Annotated in this window: 16 protein-coding genes and 1 pseudogene; 14 read left to right on the top strand and 3 right to left on the bottom strand. The window is 60.7% G+C overall.

Annotated features, from left to right (window positions below; genetic code table 11):
• Positions 1 to 244 (bottom strand): annotated as a pseudogene (locus Q8X48_RS10730) (DUF4432 domain-containing protein); the annotation flags it as partial.
• A 265-nt stretch (positions 245 to 509) separates the two neighbouring features.
• Here Q8X48_RS10730 and Q8X48_RS10735 point away from each other — a divergent pair.
• The 11 genes from Q8X48_RS10735 to Q8X48_RS10785 are packed head-to-tail and all read left to right on the top strand — an operon-like array spanning position 510 to position 16919.
• Positions 510 to 1880, top strand: coding sequence for an SrfA family protein (locus Q8X48_RS10735; RefSeq protein WP_407802599.1), 1371 nt, complete (start codon positions 510 to 512; stop codon positions 1878 to 1880).
• A gap of 6 nt (positions 1881 to 1886) precedes the next feature.
• Positions 1887 to 4952 (top strand): virulence factor SrfB, encoded by a 3066-nt coding sequence (locus tag Q8X48_RS10740; RefSeq protein WP_407802598.1) that lies wholly within the window; start codon positions 1887 to 1889, stop codon positions 4950 to 4952.
• Positions 4949 to 7660: a putative virulence factor gene (locus tag Q8X48_RS10745; RefSeq protein WP_407802597.1), complete on the top strand. Its 2712-nt coding sequence runs from the start codon at positions 4949 to 4951 to the stop codon at positions 7658 to 7660. The genes Q8X48_RS10740 and Q8X48_RS10745 overlap by 4 nt, the downstream gene beginning before the upstream one ends.
• 3 nt (positions 7661 to 7663) lie before the next feature.
• Positions 7664 to 8683, top strand: a complete 1020-nt coding sequence (locus Q8X48_RS10750) for a hypothetical protein (RefSeq protein ID WP_407802596.1) — start codon at positions 7664 to 7666, stop codon at positions 8681 to 8683.
• Complete coding sequence (locus Q8X48_RS10755) at positions 8683 to 10674, top strand: vWA domain-containing protein (protein ID WP_407802600.1); 1992 nt, start codon at positions 8683 to 8685, stop codon at positions 10672 to 10674. The genes Q8X48_RS10750 and Q8X48_RS10755 overlap by 1 nt, the downstream gene beginning before the upstream one ends.
• Positions 10675 to 10684: 10 nt before the next feature.
• Entirely contained in the window at positions 10685 to 11386 is a 702-nt protein-coding gene (locus Q8X48_RS10760) for an ABC transporter ATP-binding protein (protein WP_218473135.1), read from the top strand.
• Positions 11370 to 12593: an ABC transporter permease gene (locus Q8X48_RS10765; RefSeq protein ID WP_407802595.1), complete on the top strand. Its 1224-nt coding sequence runs from the start codon at positions 11370 to 11372 to the stop codon at positions 12591 to 12593. Before Q8X48_RS10760 ends, Q8X48_RS10765 begins: the two co-directional genes overlap by 17 nt.
• Positions 12583 to 14127, top strand: coding sequence for an SUMF1/EgtB/PvdO family nonheme iron enzyme (locus tag Q8X48_RS10770; protein WP_218473133.1), 1545 nt, complete (start codon positions 12583 to 12585; stop codon positions 14125 to 14127). The genes Q8X48_RS10765 and Q8X48_RS10770 overlap by 11 nt, the downstream gene beginning before the upstream one ends.
• A gap of 34 nt (positions 14128 to 14161) precedes the next feature.
• On the top strand, positions 14162 to 14893 hold the full coding sequence (locus tag Q8X48_RS10775) for a hypothetical protein (RefSeq protein WP_407802594.1): 732 nt from the start codon (positions 14162 to 14164) through the stop codon (positions 14891 to 14893).
• Positions 14894 to 14897: 4 nt separating this feature from the next.
• Positions 14898 to 15404, top strand: a complete 507-nt coding sequence (locus tag Q8X48_RS10780; protein WP_218473129.1) for a hypothetical protein — start codon at positions 14898 to 14900, stop codon at positions 15402 to 15404.
• 57 nt (positions 15405 to 15461) lie between these two features.
• Positions 15462 to 16919, top strand: a complete 1458-nt coding sequence (locus Q8X48_RS10785; RefSeq protein WP_407802593.1) for a vWA domain-containing protein — start codon at positions 15462 to 15464, stop codon at positions 16917 to 16919.
• Positions 16920 to 16951: 32 nt separating this feature from the next.
• Here Q8X48_RS10785 and Q8X48_RS10790 read toward each other — a convergent pair whose 3' ends face one another.
• Positions 16952 to 17872: a LysR substrate-binding domain-containing protein gene (locus tag Q8X48_RS10790; RefSeq protein WP_218473124.1), complete on the bottom strand. Its 921-nt coding sequence runs from the start codon at positions 17870 to 17872 to the stop codon at positions 16952 to 16954.
• A gap of 158 nt (positions 17873 to 18030) precedes the next feature.
• On the opposite strand from Q8X48_RS10790, the gene Q8X48_RS10795 reads away from it, so the two are divergent.
• The gene (locus tag Q8X48_RS10795; protein ID WP_095964442.1) at positions 18031 to 19428 is read left to right on the top strand and encodes a NorM family multidrug efflux MATE transporter; all 1398 of its coding nucleotides are present in this window, start codon (positions 18031 to 18033) and stop codon (positions 19426 to 19428) included.
• 135 nt (positions 19429 to 19563) lie between these two features.
• On the opposite strand, the gene Q8X48_RS10800 is transcribed toward Q8X48_RS10795, so the two are convergent.
• Positions 19564 to 21237, bottom strand: coding sequence for a putative bifunctional diguanylate cyclase/phosphodiesterase (locus Q8X48_RS10800; protein ID WP_126048271.1), 1674 nt, complete (start codon positions 21235 to 21237; stop codon positions 19564 to 19566).
• A 264-nt stretch (positions 21238 to 21501) separates the two neighbouring features.
• Here Q8X48_RS10800 and rep point away from each other — a divergent pair, with 264 nt between their 5' ends.
• Together rep and Q8X48_RS10810 are read left to right on the top strand one after the other, a co-directional pair.
• Entirely contained in the window at positions 21502 to 23511 is a 2010-nt protein-coding gene (gene rep, locus Q8X48_RS10805; RefSeq protein ID WP_007975144.1) for a DNA helicase Rep, read from the top strand.
• A 55-nt stretch (positions 23512 to 23566) separates the two neighbouring features.
• Positions 23567 to 24139: a xanthine phosphoribosyltransferase gene (locus Q8X48_RS10810; protein ID WP_007975145.1), complete on the top strand. Its 573-nt coding sequence runs from the start codon at positions 23567 to 23569 to the stop codon at positions 24137 to 24139.
• Positions 24140 to 24197 lie beyond the last annotated feature (58 nt).

Genomic DNA, 24197 nt, shown 5'->3' on the forward strand with positions numbered 1-24197 from the left:
TCGGCACTACCGAAAGTTTCATCGTGCCGTTATCGATGTCGACGATGCTGACGCCCTCCTGCCGACCGCCGTGCAAGGTGCGCAGGGTAACGCTGAAGGGTTTGTCGGTTTTTATGCCGAGTTGCTGGCTGGTGATCTGCCAATTCCGGGCGGCTTTGTCGGTGGCGAGAAGGACGTAATCCCAGGCCATGGCGTGGGAGGCGGACAGCGCGCCAAGAGCGACGAGGAGTTTGAGCGAGATCATGGGGAAAGCCGTTCTTGGAGTTTGCATTTTTTATAGCGCTGATGAAACGATTCATCAGCTTAAAAAAGCTTACACCCAAGCCTTCCCAAGCCAATTAAAATTGACCTTATGCAACCTCCGCGTGCTTACGTTAGTCTCATAAGGTTTGAACCTCCGGCAGATTGATGGCGATGTCATGATGATATTAAGATCGCCCGCTAACTGCAGGAGCAGGTACAGACAGTTTTGTCTGTCATTTTTGCGCAACGGATCGTATGGAGTTTGAATGCGCGGGGCACTATTACGCAGCGGTAAGAGCGGGTCATTCACTGCCCTCGGCGAAACAGGTCAACCGGTCTACCGGGCAGCCCTGCAATTGCGCGAAGCCATTCGCCGCAAGAACCCCGATTTGGTCGATCATCTGGCCATCCCTCAAAGCGATGAACTCGGCAATCAGATCGATTGGTACAGCGCCCTCGACGGCGATGTGATTCCGTGGAGCAGTGCGACCGAAGAAGAACGCGCCCCTGCCCGCCGCCAACTTGAAGCCCTGAAGATCGCACTCGAGGAATTGAGCCAGCGTTTCCTGGGCACTGATTCCGGCGAACAGCAGCAAGGCGATAAAGCCGTGTTCGGCAAGTTGCTCAAGCGCGTCATTCATATCCCCGACGAAAACTTCGTCTACCTGGTGCAAGGCAAACCGGTGCTGACCTTTTGGGGGTTCGAGCACGCCGGTACCGACCTCAATCGCGATCCCCTGCACTGCCTCTATCAGGTTCCGCCGCTGCCACCCGTAGTCGAAGCGCCTGCTGTTCCACTCGTCGTGCCGGTGGTGGCCCGTCCGTGGTGGCGGCGCTGGTGGTGGCTGTTGTTGCTGCCGCTCCTGCTGCTGCTTTTGTGGCTGTTGCTCGGCCTGCGCGGTTGCGTCCCGATTCCGTTGGTGGCGGTAGACCTGCTGCCCAAGGGCGTCGTGCCGGTGGAGAAACAGCTGGAAGAGCCGCCACTGACTGGCAATGTCACGACGCTCAATGGCATTCCGGTGACAGGCTCCGTTATAGGCTCCACCACTGGAACGGGCACCGCTGTGACCGGAGCCCAAGGCGTGGAATCGCCGGCCGTCGAGGGTAACGAGGCTGACGCAGCACCCGCCGACTTGAGCAAAGACCCAGCCAAAGACCCGGCAGCCGAAAACAGAACCGCGCCACCCGAAAACAAAACCGCGCCGCCGGATGTCACATCGCCCGAGGCCGAAAAATCCGCAGCCACAAAAGCCGGCCCTCCCCTGAGCATCCCGCCAGACGCCGCCGACGGTGCCGCCAAGTTCCTCGACGGTCAGTACAACGCAGGCGCCGGGATACAAGACCGCCGGACCGGCAAACCTCTGCGTCTGGAATACCAGCTCAAGGACGGTCAGGGCAAAGTCACCGTACACCAGGCCGACGGTTCCAAATGCAGCGGACCGGTAAGCGCTACCATGAAGGGTGGCAGCCTGGCCATCGACAGCCAAGGCCAGGCCGTGTGCGGAGATGGCAGCACTTACGACATGCCCAAGGTCAACTGCCGCCCAGGGGCGACCACGGTCGCGGACTGCACTGGCGGTTACGGAAAAGAACAATTCCCCATGTCCATGCGGCAAGCGGCCGAAAAAACGGAATAACCCGACATGTTGCCTGAAGTCACTCAATTCGAAGACACCGTCACGCTGGTCTGCGACACCGGCATCCAGTTCATGGATTTCGCACTGCGCCTGGATCCCCGCAAGGAACCGGCGGGCGAATTCGCACCGATGATCAGCGGGCTGATCTGCCGCCTGGCGTACAACGAAGAGAAAGACTTCTTTTTCTACGAGCCCGAACCGGAAAAGGTTGAAAAAGCCAAACCTGCGTTCAGCATCGACATGAAAAGCAGCCTCGAATTGCTCGACGGTATCTGGCTGCCGACCCCGTTTTTCCGCTTCATGCCGCCTCATCGCTTCGATGAAGGTCCGACCAACTGGTCGCGCATGCGTCTGGTGAAACTGGCGACACCCGACATCGACGGCAACACCCACCGTCTGACAATGGCCTTCGACAGCCGCGTGATGCCCAAGCGTGACGGCACTGCTTATCTGGCGCCAAACGAAGAAGACATCAGCTCCGGTGTGTCTTTCAAACTGGCGACAAAGGCCAGCGAAATCCGCTGGTTCCTGGCGCAGCCGTGGGTCAACGAATGGTTGCTGGAAGTGTTCAACGAGGGCAATGCCCACCGTTCGCGCGCAGAGTTGGACACCGATATTCGCGCCAGCTATCACCTGGCGCACTACCTCAACTTGCTCAGCCTGTTGAGCACGCCGTCAGCCGCCCAGCAGTCGACGGCCCGGGCGAAAGTTGAAATCCCCGAGCTGAAAGTGGTCGCCAACGACAGTAATGGCCTGGTCAAACCGATTCCGGTGGACCTGGTGCTGGATGTCGGCAACTCGCGCACCTGCGGCATCCTGATCGAAAACCACGGCCAGGCCGGCTCCGGGCTGAAGCAGAACTACGTGCTGGAACTGCGCGACTTGATCACCCCCGAACACACCTACAACCTGCCGTTCGAAAGCCGCGTGGAATTCGCCCAGGCGTACTTCGGCAAGGACCACTGCTCGGTCAAGAGCGGCCGTCACGACGCGTTCCAATGGGCAACGATTGCCCGTGTCGGCAATGAGGCCAGCCGTCTGGCCAGCCGTCGTCGCGGTACCGAAGGCTCCACCGGCCTGTCCAGCCCGAAACGCTATCTGTGGGACGAAAACGCCTATGGCCACGGCTGGCGTTTCAACTGCTCGTACATCAAGACCGACAACGAGCCGTACGCCACCGCCGCGCCGTTCTCGCATCTGATCAACGAAACCGGCGAGGCGCTTTACAGCCTCGAAGAGGACGATCGCCTGCCGGTGTTCATGCCGCGTTACTCACGCAGCTCGCTGATGACCTTCATGCTCGCCGAAGTGCTGGCCCAGGCGCTGTCGCAAATCAACAGCCCGGCCCAGCGCTCGCGCCAGGGGCACACCCGCGTGCCGCGCCAACTCAACAGCATTACCCTGACCGTGCCGCCGGGCATGCCGCAGGCCGAGCGCAGCATCCTCAACGAACGCATGCTGCAAGCCATCGGCCTGGTGTGGAAAAGCCTCGGCTGGCATGCCGGCGAGGAAGATCCACATCAGGATCAGGCCGTCAGCCCTCGCACGCCGATCCCGAGTATCCGCGTGGAATGGGACGAAGCGTCCTGCGGCCAGTTGGTGTACCTGTACACCGAGGTCAACGAGAACTTCGCCGGTCACCCGGAAGAGTTTTTTGACACCATCGCCCGGCCGGACAAGACCGACCGCCAACGCATAACCCTTGCGACCATCGACATCGGCGGCGGCACCACCGACCTGGTGATCACCGACTATCGCCTCGACCGTGCGGGAAATACCGGCAGCGGCAGCAACGTGCACATCGTGCCCGAGCAGCGTTTTCGCGATGGCTTCAAAGTGGCCGGCGACGACATCTTGCTGGACGTGATTCAGGACTTCATCCTGCCAAGTTTCGAGAAGGCCTTGCAGAACGCTGGCGTGAAAGCCCCGGACTCGCTGATGTCAAGGCTGTGTGGCGATGAATCGGTCAGCGCCCAGGACATGATCCTGCGTCAACAATTGAACCTGCAGGTGTTCGCACCGCTGGGCCTGGCGCTGCTCAAGGCGTACGAGCATTACGATCCGCAGGTCCCACAAGAAGTCACCCCGCAAAGCTACCGCCAATTGCTCGGTGACAACGCGATCAGCAAGAGCGTGCTTGACTACGTCAATGCTGCCGTGCGCCGGGATGTCGGCGGTCAGAGTGGTTTCGACCTGTATGCGGCACCAATCAGCTTCGACCTGCAAAAGCTCCACGCCGCCTTCCTCAACGACCAGATCAACATCACCAAGATCCTTGGTGCGCTGTGTGAGGTGGCCGCGCAGTACCCGTGCGATGTCTTGCTACTGACCGGCCGCCCTTCGCGCCTGCCCGGCATCCAGGCGTTCATTCGCAAGGTGTTGCCACTGCCACCGGGACGCATTCTGGCGCTGCAAAACTACCGCACCGGCGGCTGGTATCCGTTTCACAAGAACGGCCGGATCGACGACCCGAAAAGCACCGCCTCGGTCGGCGCCATGCTCTGCCTGTTGTGCGCCAACCACAGCGTACCGAACTTCTACTTCCGTGCTTCGGCACTCAAGCCGTATTCGACGGTCAAGCACATCGGCGTCATCGACCTGAACAACGTGATCAAGGATGCGGACGTGCTGTACCGCGACATCCAGTCCGAAGACTACAAAATCAAACTGCCGGAAATCGGCGTTGGCGATGCCGCAGACACGCCACAGCTGGAAATGCGCGGCGATCTGCGCCTCGGTTTCCGCCAGTTGGCCACCGACCGCTGGGCCGCCTCGCCGCTGTATACCTTGCGGTTCACCAAGGCTGGTCGGGAGAAGTTTTCCCGCGCGATCGGTGAAAACGGCAGCGCGCCGCTGCTCAAGGTGCGGTTCGAGGTCAAACCGGCGGACAAATACACGCGCAAGCAGGATCTGGTCAGCGACCGTCTCTCGGTTCGCGACATCGAATCCAACAGCAACAACGTCAACTTCAACCCGCGCAGCGACCTCGAACTGGAACTCAACACCATGCTCGACGCCGGCCTGAGCGAGACCAAGTACTGGCTCGACAGTGGAAGTGTGAAACGCAAATGAACGATCTGACCCCCGATCAAATTCAGCTCTCTGCCAGTTGGGCCGCTGTTTATGAAGGCGCCGGTCAGGCGCTGGACTGGATTGGCCAGACGCGCGGCAATGCGCCGCGCCTGGACAGCGAAGCCGACAACCTGAACATCCGCCTTCACCGCGCCCGCAACCTGGCCCAAAGCCTCGGTCGCGTGGCCTGCACGCCGATGACCATTGGCTTTTTCGGCTTGTCCCAGGCCGGCAAGTCGTACCTGATTTCGGCCCTCGCCGCCGGTCAGAACGGCAAGCTGGAAACCGAGTTCGGCAACCAGCGCCTGGACTTCATCAAGCACATCAACCCAGTGGGTGGTGGCAAGGAAGCCACTGGCCTGGTAACGCGCTTCAGCCGTCGAGCGACGGAAAGCCAGGACAAGGAATTCCCGGTAGAACTCACGCTGTTCAAGGAAATCGAGCTGGCGAAGATTCTCGCCAACGCCTGGTTCAAGGATTTCGACCTTGAACGGATTTCCTACGAGATCGACGAAGAGCGCATCCAGCGCGTGCTCAAACCGTTCGAAGGCCGCGAAACCGGGCCGCTGCAAACAGGGGTCAATTCCGACGATCTGGTGTCGCTGTGGGATTACCTGCGCGACAATTTCCGCAACTCGGTAAAGAAACTTGAGCCCCTGTACTGGCCCAAAGCGCTGCAACTGGTACCACGCCTGAATTACCAGGAACGGGCCGAGCTGTTTTCCATCCTCTGGGGTGAGCAAAGCGAGTTGACCCGCGTGTACCAGCAACTGGCCGGCGCGTTGCACAAGCTGGGCCTGCCCGAGACGGTGTTCGCACCGCTGAAGGCCCTGGTGAGCTTCGACAACGACACCTACAGCCAGCGCGACAGCATCATGAACGTCGATATCCTCGAACGTTTCGGCAGCCCGCTGGATTTACCGATCGACGTTCGACCGCTGGTGGGCGATCGCCTGCAAAACAGTCAGCCGATTCCCGTCGCGCAACTAGCGGCACTGACCGCCGAAATGACCTTTCGCCTGATCGAAGCGCCGGTGGATGACATCGTCAATCAGGTCGACTTGCTGGACTTCCCCGGTTATCGCGGACGCCAGAAACTGCACGAGATCGCCGATTCCTACGACCCGCAATCCACCGCCAAGGACAACTCGGTTTCCCAGCTGATCCTGCGCGGCAAGGTTGCCTATCTGTTCGAACGCTACACCGACAACCAGGAAATGAACGCGCTGGTGGTCTGCACAGGCACGACCAAGCAAAGTGACGTCAACGACGTGGGCCCGGTGCTGACCCGCTGGATCGAAAAGACCCAGGGCGCCGACTCAGCCGCGCGCAGCAAACGCGACACCGGTCTGATCTGGGCGTTGACCATGCTAGACCTGCGCATTACCAACTCTCTCAGCCTGACACCCGATCAGTACGACGAGAGCTGGAACGGTATGGTCAAGCTGACCATGCTGGAGCGCTTCGGCAGCCTGAGCTGGATGAACGACTGGGCCGGCACACCGTTCCAGAACACCTACCTGGTGCGCAAACCGCGTATGGACGCGGCGTTCATCGGACAAGACGCGACCGGCGCAGAAACCGGCCTCAATGCCATCTATCAGGAACGTGTCAGCGCGCTGGGCACCAGCTTCGCCAGCAACGCTCTGGTGTGCAAACACATCAAGAACCCGGCCAACGCCTGGGCAGAAATGCTGCGCAACGATGACGGTGGCATCAGCCACTTCAGCGGCAGTTTCAAAGGCGTGGCCAATATCGAATTCAAATTGCAGCGCATCCGCGAGCAATTGAGCGAATGCCTCGAAGGCCTGACCACCCACGGCCTGAGCACCTGGTACCACGCCGACGGCGACGGCGCCGCAGCCGCCAAGAAAGCCAAGTCGCAGATGATTCTGACGGGCCTTGGCCGTCGTCCGGCGGTGCTCGGTGAGTTGATCGATCAACTCGACATACCGAGCGAAGAGGTCCGCGACCTGTATCTCAGCGGTGTGTACGAAACCGATGACGAGTCCGTCGTGAACGACGAACCGGCTGCCCCGACACCGAGCCAGAGCCTATATGGCAACGACGCCGGTTTCGATTTCGATTTCAGTGACGACCTGAGCCACGATGCGCCGATCAGCAGCAAAACCGGCACCCCGGCGCCCGAGCTGCAAAGCAACGAGCACCGCTTTGCCAAAGCGGCATTCAAGGCCTGGATCGCGCACCTGCGTGAACTGACCACCCGGCAAAGCCTGCTCAACCTGCTGGGGCTTGAAAAGGCCTTGCTGGAAGCGGTGGTCGATGAACTGATAACCGCCGGCTATCGCCAGGACTTGCCGGGGCAACTGAGCCGCGCCGTCCTCAAGCGCGCACAAAGTGGCGCGCGACGCGATCAACTGGTCGAGCGCCAGGTACTGGAAGTGCAACGTGTGCTGCGTGACTTCGTATCCTGGTTCGGCTACCTCCAGAAGCCGGTGAACGAGCGTCCAAACAGCCGCGCCGGAGCCAAGGCGCCTTTGTTTTCGTTCTATGCCGACATTGGCCCGGGACAAGTGCCGGTGCTGCCGGCGCAACCAGCCAATCAGGCACAGCTGTATCTCGGCGACTGGCTCTCGGGCCTGGCCTACATCACGCAAGACAATGCCGGCCATGGTGCCGGACGTGAAATTACCCCTGAACAGAACGAACGGCTGGGCCACGTGCTCACAGCCTTCACAGCGAGATAAGCAATGCCAATTCGTGTCGACCTGCTCGCGTTAGAGCCCAATGTGCCTGGCCAGGCCCGTTTCACTGTGAAGAAATGGCAGGGTGGTGAGCAACAGCTGGAGTTTTCCATTCAGCGCAACCAGGACGGTTTTTACCTCCAGGACCACAAGGCCTGGAGCAACAATCCATTCTGGTTCAAGGTCTCGCGTTTCAAGCTCACGGCCAACGGCGAAGCTTTGGAAACGCAGGTCGGCCCGGAGGTGGTCGACCCGTTGCTGGAAGGCGGCGCCAACTCGCAATTCCAGATCGAACTGCGCGAACAGAGCCAAGGCCACACCGACAAAGGCGTGGTTCGTCCAGGCGTTGGCGTGCTGCCGTCCACGGCTGGTGGTCAGACACGCTCGACTTACGGCGGCGCCGAACTGACGGCGCCGAGCGCACCGGCACCGGAGATCCCAGAGCTGCCTGAGCTAACCCTGTCCACCGCCGAGCCAGAAGTGGAGCTGGAGTCGGTACTCACCGAGCCCGCCTATACGCCGCCTCCCGCACCGGTGAAAAAAAGCAACACAGGCCTGATCGGTCTGTTGATTGTGGTGATGCTGCTGGCGGCCGGCGCCGGTTTCTGGTTCTACAAGCGCGCCCCGACGCCTGCTCCAGTGGCCACAGCCGCTGGTTCCGCACCAGCCGGCGCAGATGCCCAAGCCTGCACCCTCGACAGCATGAACAGCCTGCCCGAACTGACCTTCGTCCAAACCTGCATCAAGGCGGCACCCGACAGTGCCAAGTTGCTGGAGATCATCAACCAGGCCAAGGACGGTAAACACTGCGGCGTCGCCCAGCGTCTGTACGCCAACCGCGCCCAGGCCGGTGATACGTTGATCGCCAACGCCTATGCCCGCGAATACGACCCAAAATACCTGAAGGCCAGCGAGTGCTTCCCGGCTGCGGACAACGCCACCGCCGCCTACTGGTATGAAACCATCCTCACCCAGGACCCGAACAACGCCGAAGCCAAGCAGCGCTTCGAGGAGTTGCAGAAGTGATGCGTTCACCCCTGAGTCGATTCCTGCTGAGCGGTGCCGTCTTGCTCGCACTGTGCATCAGCCCGCCGTCCCAGGCTGAAGACAAACCGCTGATCCAGACCGGTAAAAAGACCCTGTTCCAACGCGTGCTGACCACACCAGGCTGCAAAATCAGCCCGACGGCGGGCAGTGCGGCAGGCGACCCACAACCAGTCTTCAGCCGCTTTTATGTGTACGAGCGCGCCCAGGCGAACAATGCCGAGTGGCTGAAAGTCGGCCCTGACAGCTACGGCAAAACCATTGGCTGGCTGCCCGCCAGCTGTACCACCGACTGGAAGATGCAACTGACACTGGCCTTCACCAACCCAGCCAACCGCGACCGCTTACTGTTCTTCAAGGACCGAGCCACTGTCGAAGGCATCCTTGATGCGCCGGATCCGGTCAGCAAAGTCGCGCCGCTGCGAGCCACGCTGAAAAAGGGCCAGCAAGCACCGGGCGTACTGGCTGAAGAACCGGAATACTTCGTCGACCTGCAAAAGCAGTTCTACCTGCTGCCGGTGCTCAGTGGCGAAGAGGTCATGACCGAAAGCGGTTTTCGCACGCGCCTGCTCAACGTCGCCTCCGTCAGCAAGCCGGATGACAAGAACGCCAAGGGCGGTGCTGCTCACAGCGCTGCCGGCAGCAAGGAAGCCGAAGAGAAAAAGGCCAACCAGCTGAAGGAATTCAGTGCAGCCGTAGTATTTGTTATCGACTCGACGATTTCGATGGACCCCTATATCGACCGTACCCGCGAGGCGATCCGCAAGGTTTACCAGAAGATCGAAGCGCAGAATCTCGGCAAGCAGGTCAAGTTCGGCCTGGTGGCTTTCCGCTCCAACACCCAAGCGGTGCCGGGGCTGGAATACACTACCAAGATGTACGCCGACCCTACCAAGGTGAAAGACAGCGCCGATTTTTTCGCCAAGATCGCCGACCTCAAACAGGCCACCGTGTCGAGCAGCAGCTTCGATGAAGACTCGTTTGCCGGTGTCATGGAGAGCATCGACAAGGTCGACTGGAGCCAGTTCGGCGCGCGCTACGTGGTGCTGATCACCGATGCGGGCGCCATCGAAGGCGACGACAAGCTGTCGAAAACCGGTTTGAGCGCCGCACAGGTGCGGCTCGAAGCCGCCAACCCGGGCGTGGCGATTTACACCCTGCACCTGAAAACCCCGGCCGGAGCCAAGGACCACGCCAAGGCTGAAGCGCAATACAAGAACCTGTCGATCTACCCTGGCACCAACACCTCGCTGTACTACCCGGTGAATGCTGGCGATGTGCAGGAGTTCGGGCGCAAGGTTGACGCTCTGGCCGGGGCGATCACGACACAAGTGAAAGCCGCCTATATGGGCGAAGACGCCATCGGCAGCGCGGCGAACGCCAAGCAGGATCCGGCCGAGAAGAAAATGCTCGAAGACGCGGCGCTGATCGGCCACGCCATGCAACTCGCCTATCTCGGCGAGAAGACCAACAGCAAAGCCCCGCCAGTGTTCAAGGCGTGGATCACCGACCGCGACCTGATCAAGCAGAACATCCCGACCACCGACGTGCGGGTATTGCTGACCAAGTCACAGCTCAGCGACTTGAGCGACGTGATGAAGCAGATTCTCGATGCCGCCAACGAAGGCCTGATTTCACCGACGGAAATGTTCGATCGCCTGCGTTCCGTGGCAGCGACCATGGGCGCCGATCCCAATCAGCTCAAACAGAACAGTAACGCCAAACTGGCGGACATGGGCGTCCTCGGTGAATACCTCGAAGACCTGCCCTATCAGAGTGAAGTGTTGAACCTGGATGAAGAGACCTGGAAGAGCTGGGACGGTCTGGCGCAAGAAAAATTCATCCGCACGCTGAATACCAAACTGCGGCATTACCAGCGTTACAACGCCGATGTCGACCGTTGGGTAGCTTTAGCCAAAGACAGTGATGCGCGGGACAACGTCTACCCCGTACCACTGGAAATGATGCCTTAACGAGACGCCCATGCTCGATATCAAGAACCTGCTGGTACGCCGTGGTGAAGGCGCACAGGCTCATCACGTGCGACTACCGAACTTACAGGTCGGCGTCGGAGAAATCCTCGCCATCACCGGCGAGAGCGGCAGCGGTAAAAGCACGTTGCTCGAAGCCATCGGCCTGTTGCTCGTACCGGTGGAACTCGAGCGCTTTCGCCTGGGCCCGACGCACGCTCAGGATATTGCCCAACTGCTGGCCGCTGACGACCAGCCGGCTCTTGCAGCGGTGCGTTCACGGCATCTGGGATTCATTTTGCAGAGCGGCGGCTTGCTGCCGTTCCTGAGCGTACGTGACAACATCAGCTTGCCACGCCGTTTACTCGGGATGCCGGCAAAGAGCGAGCACATCGACCACGCCGTTGACGTGTTGCGCCTGCAAGGGTTGCTGGATAAACAACCTCAGGCCCTGTCGATCGGCGAACGCCAGCGCGTGGCCTGCGTTCGTGCGATTGCCCATGAACCGCTGCTCCTGCTGGCCGACGAGCCGACCGCCGCGCTCGACCCTCACAGTGCCCGGCGCTTGTTCGAGTTGCTGTTGAGCCTGGTGTCGAGCATGGGCCTGAGTGCACTCGTTGTGTCCCATGACTGGGCCTTGCTGAAGGTTTTCGGCTTGCCTCGACTCGGCGCTGTCAGCCATCAGGGAGAGACTCTGTTTGAACCGATGGATTGATCGCTTGCACCTGCTGGGCTCACTGGCGCTGCAAGACCTCTGGCACGACCGCAAGGTCTCGCTGTGTATCGCCGCCTCCCTGGTGGCGGTGATCGCACCGTTGTTGTTGCTGTTCGGGCTCAAGCACGGGGTGGTCAGCCAGTTGCAGGACGAACTGCTGCGCGACCCGCGCAACCTTGAAGTGAAGATGCTCAGCAACGGCAACTACGACACGGCCTGGATAGAGCGTTTACGCCTACGCCCCGAGACTGGTTTTGCCCTCGGCCAGACCCGCTCGCTCAATACCCAGGCTGACCTGCTGATCGGCATGCAACGGTTTGTCGACGGTGCGGAAATCATCGCCACCGAGCCGGGCGACCCGCAACTGAGCCTGGCGTCACTCAACCCCGTCGGCAATCAAGTGATCCTCAGCGCCAGCGCCGCGCAACGCTTGCAGGCCAAGGTCGGCGACAGCGTGCAACTACAGGCCTTGCGCCGCCTGGATGGGGTCAATGAACGTGGCGAGATGACGCTGACGGTACTGGCCGTGCTCGACGGTTCCCGTTTCGGTCGCGCGGCCGGGTTTGTTGCTCCGCCGTTGTTGCTGGATCTGGAGCGCTTTCGCGACGGCTATCAGGTCAGTGCGTTCGGTATCGCCACCGGCAAGCCTCAGGACAATCTGCAACCGCTGTATGCCCGCGCCCGCGTGTATGCGCGCGACATCGATCAGGTCGCACCGCTGGAACGCTGGCTCAACGAACAACATATCGAAACCTCGAGCCGACTGGCCGACATCGACAACGTCAAAGCCATCAACCATGTCCTGGGGCTGATCTTCAGTGTGATCGCCGTGGCGGCGCTGATCGGCTGTGTGGCGTCGATGGTCGGCGCGTTCCTGGCCAACATCGACCGCAAGCGCAAAAGCCTGGCGGTCCTGCGTCTGCTGGGTTTCAAACGCAGGGCCGTCGGCGGCTTCGTGGTCCTGCAAGCGCTCTTGCTGAGCCTGGCCGGCTACGTTGGCGGGCTGGGGTTTTATACCGCGGGCAGTCATTTGTTCGACTACCTGCTCGGCAGCAGCCAGGCCACCGGCACCTTTGTTTGCCACATCACTGTCTGGCATGGCCTGGCCGCCCTGCTCCTGACCTTTTTGGTCGCTGCACTGGTGGCCGTGATCGGCGCACTGCGCGCCATCAACATCCAACCTGCGGAGAGTCTGCGTGAGCTATAAACGTTTTGGCCTGCTGTTGCCCCTGAGCCTCGGCTACGTGCTCGACACCTCGGCCGCGGGCTGGGAAGAGAAGTATTACAACCCGATGCCCGACGCCTCCGACGTGGTGCTGCCAATGCCTTGCGAAGGCTCGATGGTGTTCCGTAAGGTGTTCATCCCGGTCGCCGGTCCGCTCGACGACTATCCGATCAACATCGGCCAGGACGGTGCGGAATACGGCTACGTCGAACAGACCCGTCCGACCTTTATCGCCGGCAGTTTTACCGGGGCCAAGAACGAAAAATCCCGCTACTACCTGATGGCCAAGTACGAGATGAGTCAGTTGCAATACGCCGCGCTGACCGAAACAACCTGCCCCACCGCCGCCACCAAGATGCGCGTGCCACAAACGGCGGTGAGCTGGGTGCAAGCCATCGACGCCGCCGACAAGTACAACCTGTGGCTGCGCAAAAACGCCGCCGGCAAACTGCCCAAGGAAGACGGCGCGCAGGGCTTCTTGCGGCTGCCGACCGAAGTCGAGTGGGAGTTCGCCGCGCGCGGCGGGCTGGAAGTCGGTGCTGCTGAATTCCGCGACACACACTACCCGATGCCAGAAGGCATCAACGCCTACGAGTGGTTCGCCGGTGCACAATCGTCCAACGGCAAAGTGCAATTGACCGGTCTGCAAAAGCCCAACCCGCTGGGCCTGCATGACATGCTCGGCAACGTCGACGAAATGATGTTCGAGCCGTTTCGCCTGAACAAACTTGACCGCCAGCACGGTCAGGCCGGCGGCTACGTCGTGCGTGGCGGCAACTACCTGACCGCGCAGGCCGACCTGCGGACCGCCTTGCGCAAGGAGGAACCGTATTACAATGCTGAAGGCCAGGTGAAAAACAAGACCACCGGCCTGCGACTGGTGCTGGTCTCCACGACCCTCACCTCTCGTGAACGGGTCGCCAGCATTGAAAGCAGCTGGAAGAAACTCGGCACCGGCAGCAAGGAAACCGAATCCGCCAACAAAGGCACAGTACAATCCCTGAACAGCCTCGCCTCGGGCGTCGAAGACAAAGCGCTCAAGGAAAAACTCCAGGCTCTGGAAAACCAGCTGCGTGCCAGCAACCAGCAGCAGGAAGAAACCCGCGATCAGGCGATTCGCGCCAGCCTCAACCTGGGTGCGTTCCTTTGCACCAAGATGCTCGACGACGGCCAGTACGTGGATTTCCTGCAAAAGAACTACAAGCTCAATTGCGAAAGCGCGGACAAAGACGCCAGTTGCGACATGCGCAAAGGCAAACTCGCGGAGCAAAAGGATCGCCTGCACAAACTCAGCCGTTACTACGCCAGCAGCCTGGTGGAATCCGCTACCTTGTACGGCCAGCCACTGCTTGAAACGCAAGTCCCGGTAATGGAAGAAATCCTCACCCGTAACAAACAGCTTCAAGACCTGAAACCTTACTTGCGCACCCACTGGGCCAATCAGAAGGCATTTCTGCAAAAACAGAAAATCGACACTGAAGCCTGGCTGACCAGCTGCAAAACCGTCACTCAATAACAACGCGTCAACACCGTTACGCAGGAGTTTCACCATGTCGCGCAGCCTTTGGACTCGCTTCAAGCTACAGATCGCTTTCGTTGTCGCCGGCAGCCTGTTAATGACCGGTTGCGCCAACACCGGCAGCTCTATGCTCGGCGAAGGCGACGGTGCCGACCCGCGCCTGACCCAAGGCAATGACGCAGAGTTCTTCAGCAAGTCCGGATACCAGGCCTGCGCCGTCGGCGCCGGTGTCGGCATCCTCGCTTGCGCGCTGTCCAACAGCAGCAACAAAACCGTGTGCGTCATCGCCGCCGGCATTACCGCCTGTGGCGTGGCCATGGGCGCGAACTATTACCTGGATCAACGTCGCGCCGAATACGCCGACACCACCACCCGTTTGGCGAAGATGAACAGCGACGTCGAACAAGACACGCAGAAGGTGATCGCCCGTACCGCGACCGCTCAGCAAGTGATCAATGATGACCAGGCGCAAATTGCCCAGATCAAAAAGGACATCGCCAACAAGAAAGTCGACAAGAGCAAGGCTCAGGCGCAAATCGCCGGGATCGACTCGGACATCGCGCGCCTGCGTAAAGACCTGGCCAACATGCGTACCAAAGTCACCGAGTACAGCAAAGTGGCAGACGCCGAGCGTACACAAGGCACCAGCGCCGAGATCAGGCAGGTGGACATGAACATTCAGAGAATGAACCAGAAAGTCGTCTCCTTGCAGAAAGAAGTTGACGCTCTGTACAGCCAACGCTCCGCAATCACCCTGGGCTAAGCACATGACACTACGACAACTGATGGTCATCACTGCCGTCCTTGCCCTGAGCGGTTGCGCGACCCAGCCTGGCGAGTGCGATGCGACCAATCGCGACAGCAGCATGCTGACCAAGATGAACTGCGACTACTCCGGTGGTTACAGCGATCAGGTCAAGCAGAAGGAGCTGGCCCTGAGCGAGTCCCGTCAGCAAAACGCAATGTTCCGCCAGGTGTACGAGAACATTCAGTCCCAGCAGCTCAGCACCAAGACCGATCTGGCCAGCCAGCAGAAATCCCAGGCAGCGCTTAATCAGTCGCTGGCGCAACTGCTGAACTCGCTCAAGGCTCGGCGGGGCAATGAAGCCCAGGTGCAGAAGCAGATTGCCGACCTCGAGAAGCAGCTCAAGGCTTCGCAAGCGGCGCCAACGACCAAATCAACACCCGCGACACTGGCGGCCAAGCAGCAAGAGCTGAAAGCGTTGCAGAAGAAGGTCAATCAGCTGCAATTCAGCCTCGGCTACGAAGAGTAACCTTTCACCCCGCAGGGCATCCCGACGGATGCCTGCACTTTTTCAGGAATTGTCGTCATGCAGCGGGTCATCAGGGATGCGCAAGCCACAACGGAGGGGATGAGTGCGCTGCAAGCCAAAGTCGCCCTCATCCAGAAACACTTTCCGCCAACCGTCGCCAGTCTGTTTGCTATCCCGCGGATGGGCAGCGGTGACGTGCTGGAATGGTGGACCGAACTGGGTGGCCAACCCACGCCCTATGCCGACCTCAACGAGGACGCGCAACGACGCTTGCTGGAAACCTATGAAGTGCGTCAGACGTCCCTCGGACAGTTGGCGGATGAACTGCAAAATCGCGGTCAACCGACGGAAGCGGACGACCTGCGCAGCCTGCTCGGCGCGCCTGAGCTGGACAAACTCTACAGCCTCAACGGTGAGCCATTGGTGGTGCGCTGGAACCAGCGCCCGCCCAAACCGATCGTGCCGCCGGTGGTGCCGGTCGTGCCGCCATCGCGTCGTGGCTGGTGGATCGCGGCGGCTTTGCTCGCGCTGCTGTTGCTGCTTCTGGCGCTGTGGCTCTGGTGGTTCCTGCACCGAGAGCCGGTGGTCGTGGTTCCGCCTGTAGCGCCTGTAGCGCCGGTGGTGACGCCGGTTGAGAAACCGGCTGAGCCAGTCCCCGAGCCTGTTGTGGAACCGGAACCGAAACCTGCTCTGGTACCAGAACCCGCGCCAGAACCGGTACCGGAACCCAAGCCGGTCCCGCCACCAAAACCGGCACCGGAACCCAAGCCGATACCGCCACCCAAACCAGTTCCACCACCAAAACCGGTAGTGGCTGCCCCACCACCAGCCCCGACGCTGGACAACTTCGCATGCCGTAAAAATGCGCCGAACGCAGAGATCCCGCAGTTCGTGGTGGTGCTCGACACTTCGGGTTCGATGAACTTGAACATCAAGTCAGTGAAAGCCGACGAGGACTGGTACTTCGGTAGTGACCTCAACAAGCTCCTGGACCCGAACCGCACCATGCGGCTCACCGCCAAACCCAGCCGCATGGACGTCGCCAAGGACTCGCTGGCAAGCATGATCAACGGGCTGGACCCGAAGATCGACACACGCCTGATCACCTTCGCCGGCTGCGAAAGAACACCGGACCGGGGTGTGTTCAAGTTCGGCGACCGCCCGCGGCTGATCAACGGGATTCGAGGTCTGGTTCCCGACGATGGCACACCGCTGGCCGACAGCCTGGCCCACGCGGCGAGTACCGTCGACGGGCGCAATAACGATGCGGTTATCGTGATGTTTGTCGACGGAGAAGACGGTTGCGGGCAGGACGTGTGCGCGGTATCCCGTCAAATCGCCAGGGAACAACCGCGCCTGCGGGTCAACGTAGTGAAAATCGGTGTTGGCGGCCCGTCACGTTGCATCGCTGAAAACACCGGTGGCCGGGTTTACAACAGCACCAACGCGGCCGAACTGGGCAACCAGTTGAAACAGGCAAGCAAGGAATTATCCAGCAATGCCAAGTGCGATTAGTTTGGGGACTGATCCGGCTTGCCCGCGATGATTCAGCTCAGGTGCTCGACCGCCGGTAACTCCATCGCCTGAACCTCTCCCAAGAGGAAATCGCTGAGCCGGCGCAAACGTTCACCTCCGGGACGGGTTTTCGGCCAGACCAGGTAATATTTTTCGCCGCTGGCGACCGCCGTCGGCCACGGTAAACTCAGACGTCCCTGCGCCACATCTTCCGCCACCATCAGTAGATCGCCCATGGACACGCCATATCCCCGTGCGGCGGCGATCATGCCCAGTTCCAGGGTGTCGAACACCTGCCCGCCCTTGAGCGACACCTGTTCGGCCAGGCCCATGCGCTCCAGCCAGTTGCGCCAGTCGCGGCGGTCCGGCGTCGGGTGCAGCAACTCGGCGTTGCTCAAGCGTTCGACATCCCAGGGTTGGTCGCCCCGCAGGTTGGGCGCGCCGACCGGGATCAACTCTTCGGGGAACAGGTAAATCGCCTCCCAGTCCGGAGGGAAATGTCCGTTGCTTAACAGCACCGCACAGTCGAACGGCTCGTCGTTGAAATCCACGGAATCGACGTCCATCCACGCACTGGTCAGCTGCACTTCGTTACCCGGTTGCAGATGACGGAAACGACTGAGGCGCGCCAGCAACCAACGCATGGTCAGGGTCGACGGGGCTTTCATGCGCAGGATGTCGTCTTCGGCGCGCAAGGTATTGCAGGCGCGCTCCAAGGCGGTGAAGCCCTCGCGAATACCCGGCAACAACAAACGGGCCGACTCGGTCAGTTGCAGGTTGCGGCCACTGCGATGAAACAAGCGGCAGGCAAAATGTTCTTCGAGCGTACGAATATGTCGGCTGACCGCACTTTGGGTAATCGACAGTTCTTCCGCGGCCCGGGTAAACGACGTGTGTCGCGCCGCCGCTTCAAATGCGCGCAGGGCATATAAGGGAGGGAGACGACGCGACATCAAGAAAGCTCCTACAGCGGTTTTTGGATACCCTAGCAGAAACTATCCTGCATGAGTTTGAATCATGCTACCCATCCTTTTTATCCCTTTGTGCAAACGCCGCAGAGCGCCGAGAATCGACGCTTTCCTGTCCACTTCCAGAATCGAGCGTGATGACCATGCAGCATCCAGCACGTACTGAACTCTGGGCCATCCTGCGGCTGGCGGGGCCGCTGATTGCCTCGCAGTTGGCGCACATGCTGATGGTCCTCACCGACACCCTGATGATGGCGCGCCTGAGTCCCGAGGCTCTGGCCGGTGGCGGACTCGGCGCGGCGACCTATTCGTTCGTGTCGATTTTCTGCATCGGCGTGATTGCTGCCGTCGGCACTCTGGTCGCGATCCGTCAGGGGGCCGGCGACATTCTCGGGGCGACCCGGCTGACCCAGGCCGGGTTGTGGCTGGCATGGCTGATGGCGCTGGTCGCCGGTTTGCTGCTGTGGAACCTCAAACCGGTGCTGCTGCTGTTCGGCCAGACCGAAAGCAATGTCCAGATGGCCGGGCAGTTTTTGATCTTCCTGCCTTTCGCCCTGCCCGGCTACCTGAGCTTCATGGCCCTGCGCGGGTTCACCAGCGCCATTGGCCGCGCGACACCGGTGATGGTTATCAGCCTGGGCGGGACCGTGGCCAACTTCCTGCTCAACTATGCGCTGATTACCGGCATGTTCGGCCTGCCGAAACTGGGGCTGATGGGCATCGGGCTGGTCACGGCGATTGTCGCCAACCTGATGGCCCTGGCGCTGGCGTGGCACATTCGCCGGCATCCGGCTTATGAGGCCTATCCGCTGCGTCAGGGCCTGTCGCGGCTGAACCGCCAGTACCTGAAGGAACTGTGGCGTCTGGGCCTGCCGATTGGCGGCACCTACGCGGTGGAAGTCGGGCTGTTTGCCTTCGCCGCGCTGTGCATGGGCACCATGGGCAGCACGCAACTGGGTGCACACCAGATCGCCCTGCAGATCGTCTCGGTGGCGTTCATGGTGCCGGCGGGGATTTCCTATGCGATCACCATGCGCATCGGTCAGCATTACGGCGCCGGGCAACTACTGGATGCGCGGCTGGCCGGGCGGGTCGGCATTGCGTTCGGGGCGGCGGCGATGCTGTGTTTCGCCATGGTTTTCTGGCTGTTGCCGAATCAGTTGGTCGGTTTGTTTCTCGACCACAACGACCCGGCGTTCCGCGATGTCATCAACCTCGCCGTGAGCCTGCTGGCGGTGGCGGCATGGTTCGAGCTGTTCGACGGCACGCAAACCATCGCCATGGGCTGCATTCGCGGGCTCAAGGATGCCAAGACCACGTTCCTGGTGGGCCTGGGGTGCTATTGGCTGATTGGCGCTCCGGCCGCGTGGTGGATGGCGTTCCACCTGGACTGGGGGCCAACGGGTGTCTGGTGGGGCCTGGCGCTGGGGCTGGCGTGTGCGGCGGTGAGCCTGACGCTGGGGTTTGAGTGGAAGATGAAGCGGATGATCAAGCGCGAAACGACGTCAGAGCAGCGCTTCGAAGTCGCTCAGCCCGACTGAGATCCCTTGTAGGAGCGAGCCCGCTCGCGATAAACACGAGAACGCCGCGGGGCACCTGCCAACCAGCGTTATCGTTGACGACCATCGCGAGCAAGCTCGCTCCTACAGGGTTCCGTGGCAAACAATTACTCGTGATCAGCTTACGACTTCCAGCGCCGGCTGCTGGCTGGAGCCAAACATCAGATATTCCACCAGCTCGGCCAGCGGCAATGGCTTGCTGATCAAATACCCCTGCACCTGATCGCATTCGAACCCGCGCAGCAGATCCAGCTGCTCCGATGTCTCCACACCTTCGGCGACCACTTCAAGGTTGAGGTTGTGTGCCAGGTTGATCATCGCGTGGACCAGTTTGCGGTTTTCCTCACGCTGCTCCATGCCGCCGACAAAGCTCTTGTCGATTTTCAGCAAAGTGATCGGCAGGCTGTTTAGGTGCACGAACGACGAGAAGCCGGTGCCAAAGTCGTCGAGAGAGAAGCGCACACCGAGGCGCCCGAGTGCGTCCATGGTCTGCTTGACCAGGTCGCTGCGGCGCATCACGGCCGTTTCGGTCAGTTCGAACTCCAGCCACTGCGCCTCGACGCCGCGCTCGGCAATCAGGCGACTCAGGGTCGACAGCAACTGGCTGTCCTGGAATTGCCGGAACGACAGGTTGATCGCCATGTGCAACGGCGGCAAACCCAGCTCAAGCAGCGCCTGCATGTCGCGCAAGGCCCGGGAAATCACCCAGTAGCCCAGCGGCACGATCAGACCGCTTTGCTCGGCCAGCGGCACGAATTCACTTGGTGGCAGCAAGCCGCGCTCGGCATGGCGCCAGCGCACCAACGCTTCGAGGCCGACGATCTGTCCGTCTTCAAGGTTCAGCCGTGGCTGGTAGTGCAACTCCAGCTCATCACGGCGAAGTGCCCGACGCAGTTCGGTTTCGAGGTCGGCGATGCTGCGGGCATTGCGATTGATGCGTTCGTTGAAAATGTGAAAGGTGCAGCCTTGGGTGCTTTTGGCCTGCTGCATGGCAATGTGCGCGTGCCACATCAGCGGGTCCGCGCCGGCCTGGGCCCGGGCGTAAGCGATGCCCAGGCTGGAGCCGATCAACAAGCTTTCGCCGTCGACCCAGTAGGGTTCGGCCAGCGCTTCGCTGATGCGTTCGGCCATCCACTCGGCACGCTGGGGTGCACGACGGGTGTCGATCAGCAGCGCGAATTCATCACTGCCCAGGCGCGCGAGTTGATCGCCGGCTTCAAGCTGGCTCTTGAGCCGCGCCACCACCTGCAGGATCAGGCGGTCACCGGCCTGATGACCGAGGGCGTCGTTGGCGTAACGGAAATTGTCGAGGTCGAGATGACCGAGGGCCAGGCCGCGACCGTCGTTTTCCGCCAGGCGCGCCGTCAACAGGGTCTGAAAGCCCTGGCGATTGGCGATGCCGGTGAGCGGATCTTGCTCGGCCAGGCGTTGCAGGGTGTTTTCCAGGACGCCACGTTCGCGCACATGACGCAGGCAGCGGCGCAACATGCCCGGATCGAGATGATCGCGCACCAGCCAGTCACTTACACCGTCGGGCGGGGTCAGCGGCTCATGGTCGAGCAACAACACCGTCGGCAGGCTGCAACGGCCCGGCGCCGGTTGAAGTTGCGGGATGGTCAATAACACCGCACTGCGGTTGTCATCGAACAAGCTGCTGACCGACTCCCAACTCGGCGCGCTGATGAGCACGGCCGAGCTCCCCATCGGAGCCAGACACTCGCGCAACAACGCTGCCCACGCTGGCTCTTCGGCCAGTAGCAGCAAACGCAAGGGTTCGACAGGCGTAGACAAGCTAGCTCCCTAGACTCTGCAAAGATGTAGGCGACGGGCATTATGCCGTCCCGATGACCAATGACAATGACATCAGTTATCAAAACGAGCCCTTTGTATCTGGAATTACGAACATTAGCCGCAAATTCGTTGCGCATCCTGCGTGAAAGTAACAAAACCGGCAATTACAGATAGCGCGGTACGTCACAAGTCGGACAGAGCAGCACAAATCGCTGAGCCTGTTAAAATGCCGGCCCATTTCGTGACTGACTCCTGAAATTACCTATGTCCCGACTCAATCCCCGGCAGCAAGAAGCCGTGAGCTACGTCGGCGGCCCTCTTTTGGTGCTCGCCGGTGCAGGCTCCGGCAAGACCAGTGTGATCACGCGCAAAATCGCGCACCTGATCCAGAACTGCGGCATCCGCGCCCAGTACATCGTCGCCATGACCTTTACCAACAAGGCTGCCCGCGAGATGAAGGAACGGGTCGGCACCCTGCTGCGTGCCGGTGAAGGTCGCGGGCTGACGGTCTGCACCTTCCACAACCTGGGCCTGAACATCATCCGCAAGGAACACGTGCGGCTGGGCTACAAACCGGGCTTCTCGATCTTCGACGAGACCGACGTCAAAGCCCTGATGACCGACATCATGCAGAAGGAATACTCGGGCGACGACGGTGTCGACGAGATCAAGAACATGATCGGCGCCTGGAAAAACGACCTGATCCTGCCGGCCCAGGCCCTGGAAAACGCGCGCAACCCCAAGGAGCAGACCGCCGCCATCGTCTACACCCACTACCAGCGCACGCTCAAGGCGTTCAACGCAGTGGACTTCGACGACCTGATCCTGCTGCCGGTGAAGCTGTTCGAAGAACACGCCGACATCCTGGAAAAGTGGCAGAACAAGGTGCGATACCTGCTGGTGGACGAATACCAGGACACCAACGCCAGCCAGTATTTGCTGGTGAAAATGCTCATTGGCAAACGCAACCAGTTCACCGTGGTGGGCGACGACGACCAGTCGATCTACGCCTGGCGCGGCGCCCGCCCGGAAAACCTGATGCTGCTCAAGGAAGATTACCCTTCCTTGAAAGTGGTGATGCTGGAGCAGAACTACCGCTCCACCAGCCGCATCCTGCGCTGCGCCAACGTGCTGATCTCGAACAACCCCCACGAATTCGAAAAGCAGCTGTGGAGTGAAATGGGTCACGGCGACGAGATCCGCGTGATCCGCTGCCGCAACGAGGACGCCGAGGCCGAGCGTGTGGCCATGGAAATCCTCAGCCTGCACTTGCGCACCGACCGTCCGTACAGCGATTTCGCGATCCTGTATCGCGGCAACTACCAGGCCAAGCTGATCGAGCTGAAATTGCAGCACCACCAGGTGCCGTATCGCCTGTCCGGCGGCAACAGCTTTTTCGGCCGTCAGGAAGTGAAAGACCTGATGGCCTACTTCCGTCTGATCGTGAACCCGGATGACGACAACGCCTTCCTGCGGGTGATCAACGTGCCGCGCCGCGAGATCGGCTCGACCACGCTGGAGAAGCTCGGTAACTACGCCACCGAGCGCAAGATCTCGATGTACGCCGCCACCGACGAAATCGGCCTGGGCGAGCATCTGGACAGCCGCTTCACCGATCGCCTGTCGCGCTTCAAGCGCTTCATGGACAGGGTGCGCGAGCAGTGCGCCGGCGAAGACCCGATCTCGGCCCTGCGCAGCATGGTCATGGACATCGACTACGAGAACTGGCTGCGCACCAACAGCTCCAGCGACAAGGCCGCCGATTACCGCATGGGTAACGTCTGGTTCCTGATCGAGGCGCTGAAGAACACCCTGGAAAAAGACGAAGAAGGCGAAATGACCGTCGAGGACGCCATCGGCAAACTCGTCCTGCGTGACATGCTCGAGCGTCAGCAGGAAGAGGAAGACGGCGCCGAAGGCGTGCAGATGATGACCCTGCATGCGTCCAAGGGCCTGGAATTCCCCTACGTGTTCATCATGGGCATGGAGGAGGAAATCCTCCCGCACCGTTCCAGCATCGAAGCCGACACCATCGAAGAAGAACGTCGCCTGGCCTACGTGGGCATTACCCGCGCGCGCCAGACCCTGGCCTTCACCTTCGCCGCCAAGCGCAAGCAGTACGGCGAGATCATCGATTGCGCGCCGAGCCGCTTCCTCGATGAGCTGCCGCCGGACGATCTGGCCTGGGAAGGCAACGACGACACACCGACCGAAGTCAAAGCCGTGCGGGGCAACAACGCATTGGCAGATATACGCGCGATGTTAAAGCGCTAGAATTGACCACTTTTATATGACCTTCGGCGCACAGGCGCCAAAAGAGGACAGCTTCATGGAAGCCCTGCACCAGAAAATTCGCGAACAAGGCATTGTGCTTTCCGACCAGGTCCTGAAAGTCGACGCCTTTTTGAACCACCAGATCGACCCGGCACTGATGAAGCTGATCGGCGACGAATTCGCCACGCTGTTCAAGGACTCGGGCATCACCAAGATCGTCACCATCGAAGCCTCGGGCATCGCCCCGGCGATCATGACCGGCCTGAACCTCGGTGTGCCGGTGATTTTCGCCCGCAAGCACCAGTCCCTGACCCTGACCGAAAACCTGCTGTCGGCGACCGTGTACTCGTTCACCAAGCAAACCGAAAGCACCGTGGCGATCTCCCCGCGCCACCTGACCAGCAGCGATCGTGTGCTGATCATCGATGATTTTTTGGCCAACGGTAAGGCGTCCCAGGCGCTGATTTCGATCATCAAACAGGCCGGCGCTACCGTGGCGGGGCTGGGCATCGTGATCGAGAAGTCGTTTCAGGGCGGTCGTGCGGAGCTGGATTCACAGGGTTATCGCGTAGAGTCGTTGGCCCGCGTGAAGTCGCTGGCAGATGGTGTCGTGACCTTCATCGAGTAAGCCGTCACACCGCAATTCCCCCTGTGGGAGCGGGCTTGCTCGCGAAGGCGGTGTGTCA

This window comes from Pseudomonas sp. QLc11A (assembly GCF_052112305.1).
GTDB lineage: Bacteria > Pseudomonadota > Gammaproteobacteria > Pseudomonadales > Pseudomonadaceae > Aquipseudomonas > Aquipseudomonas laurylsulfatiphila.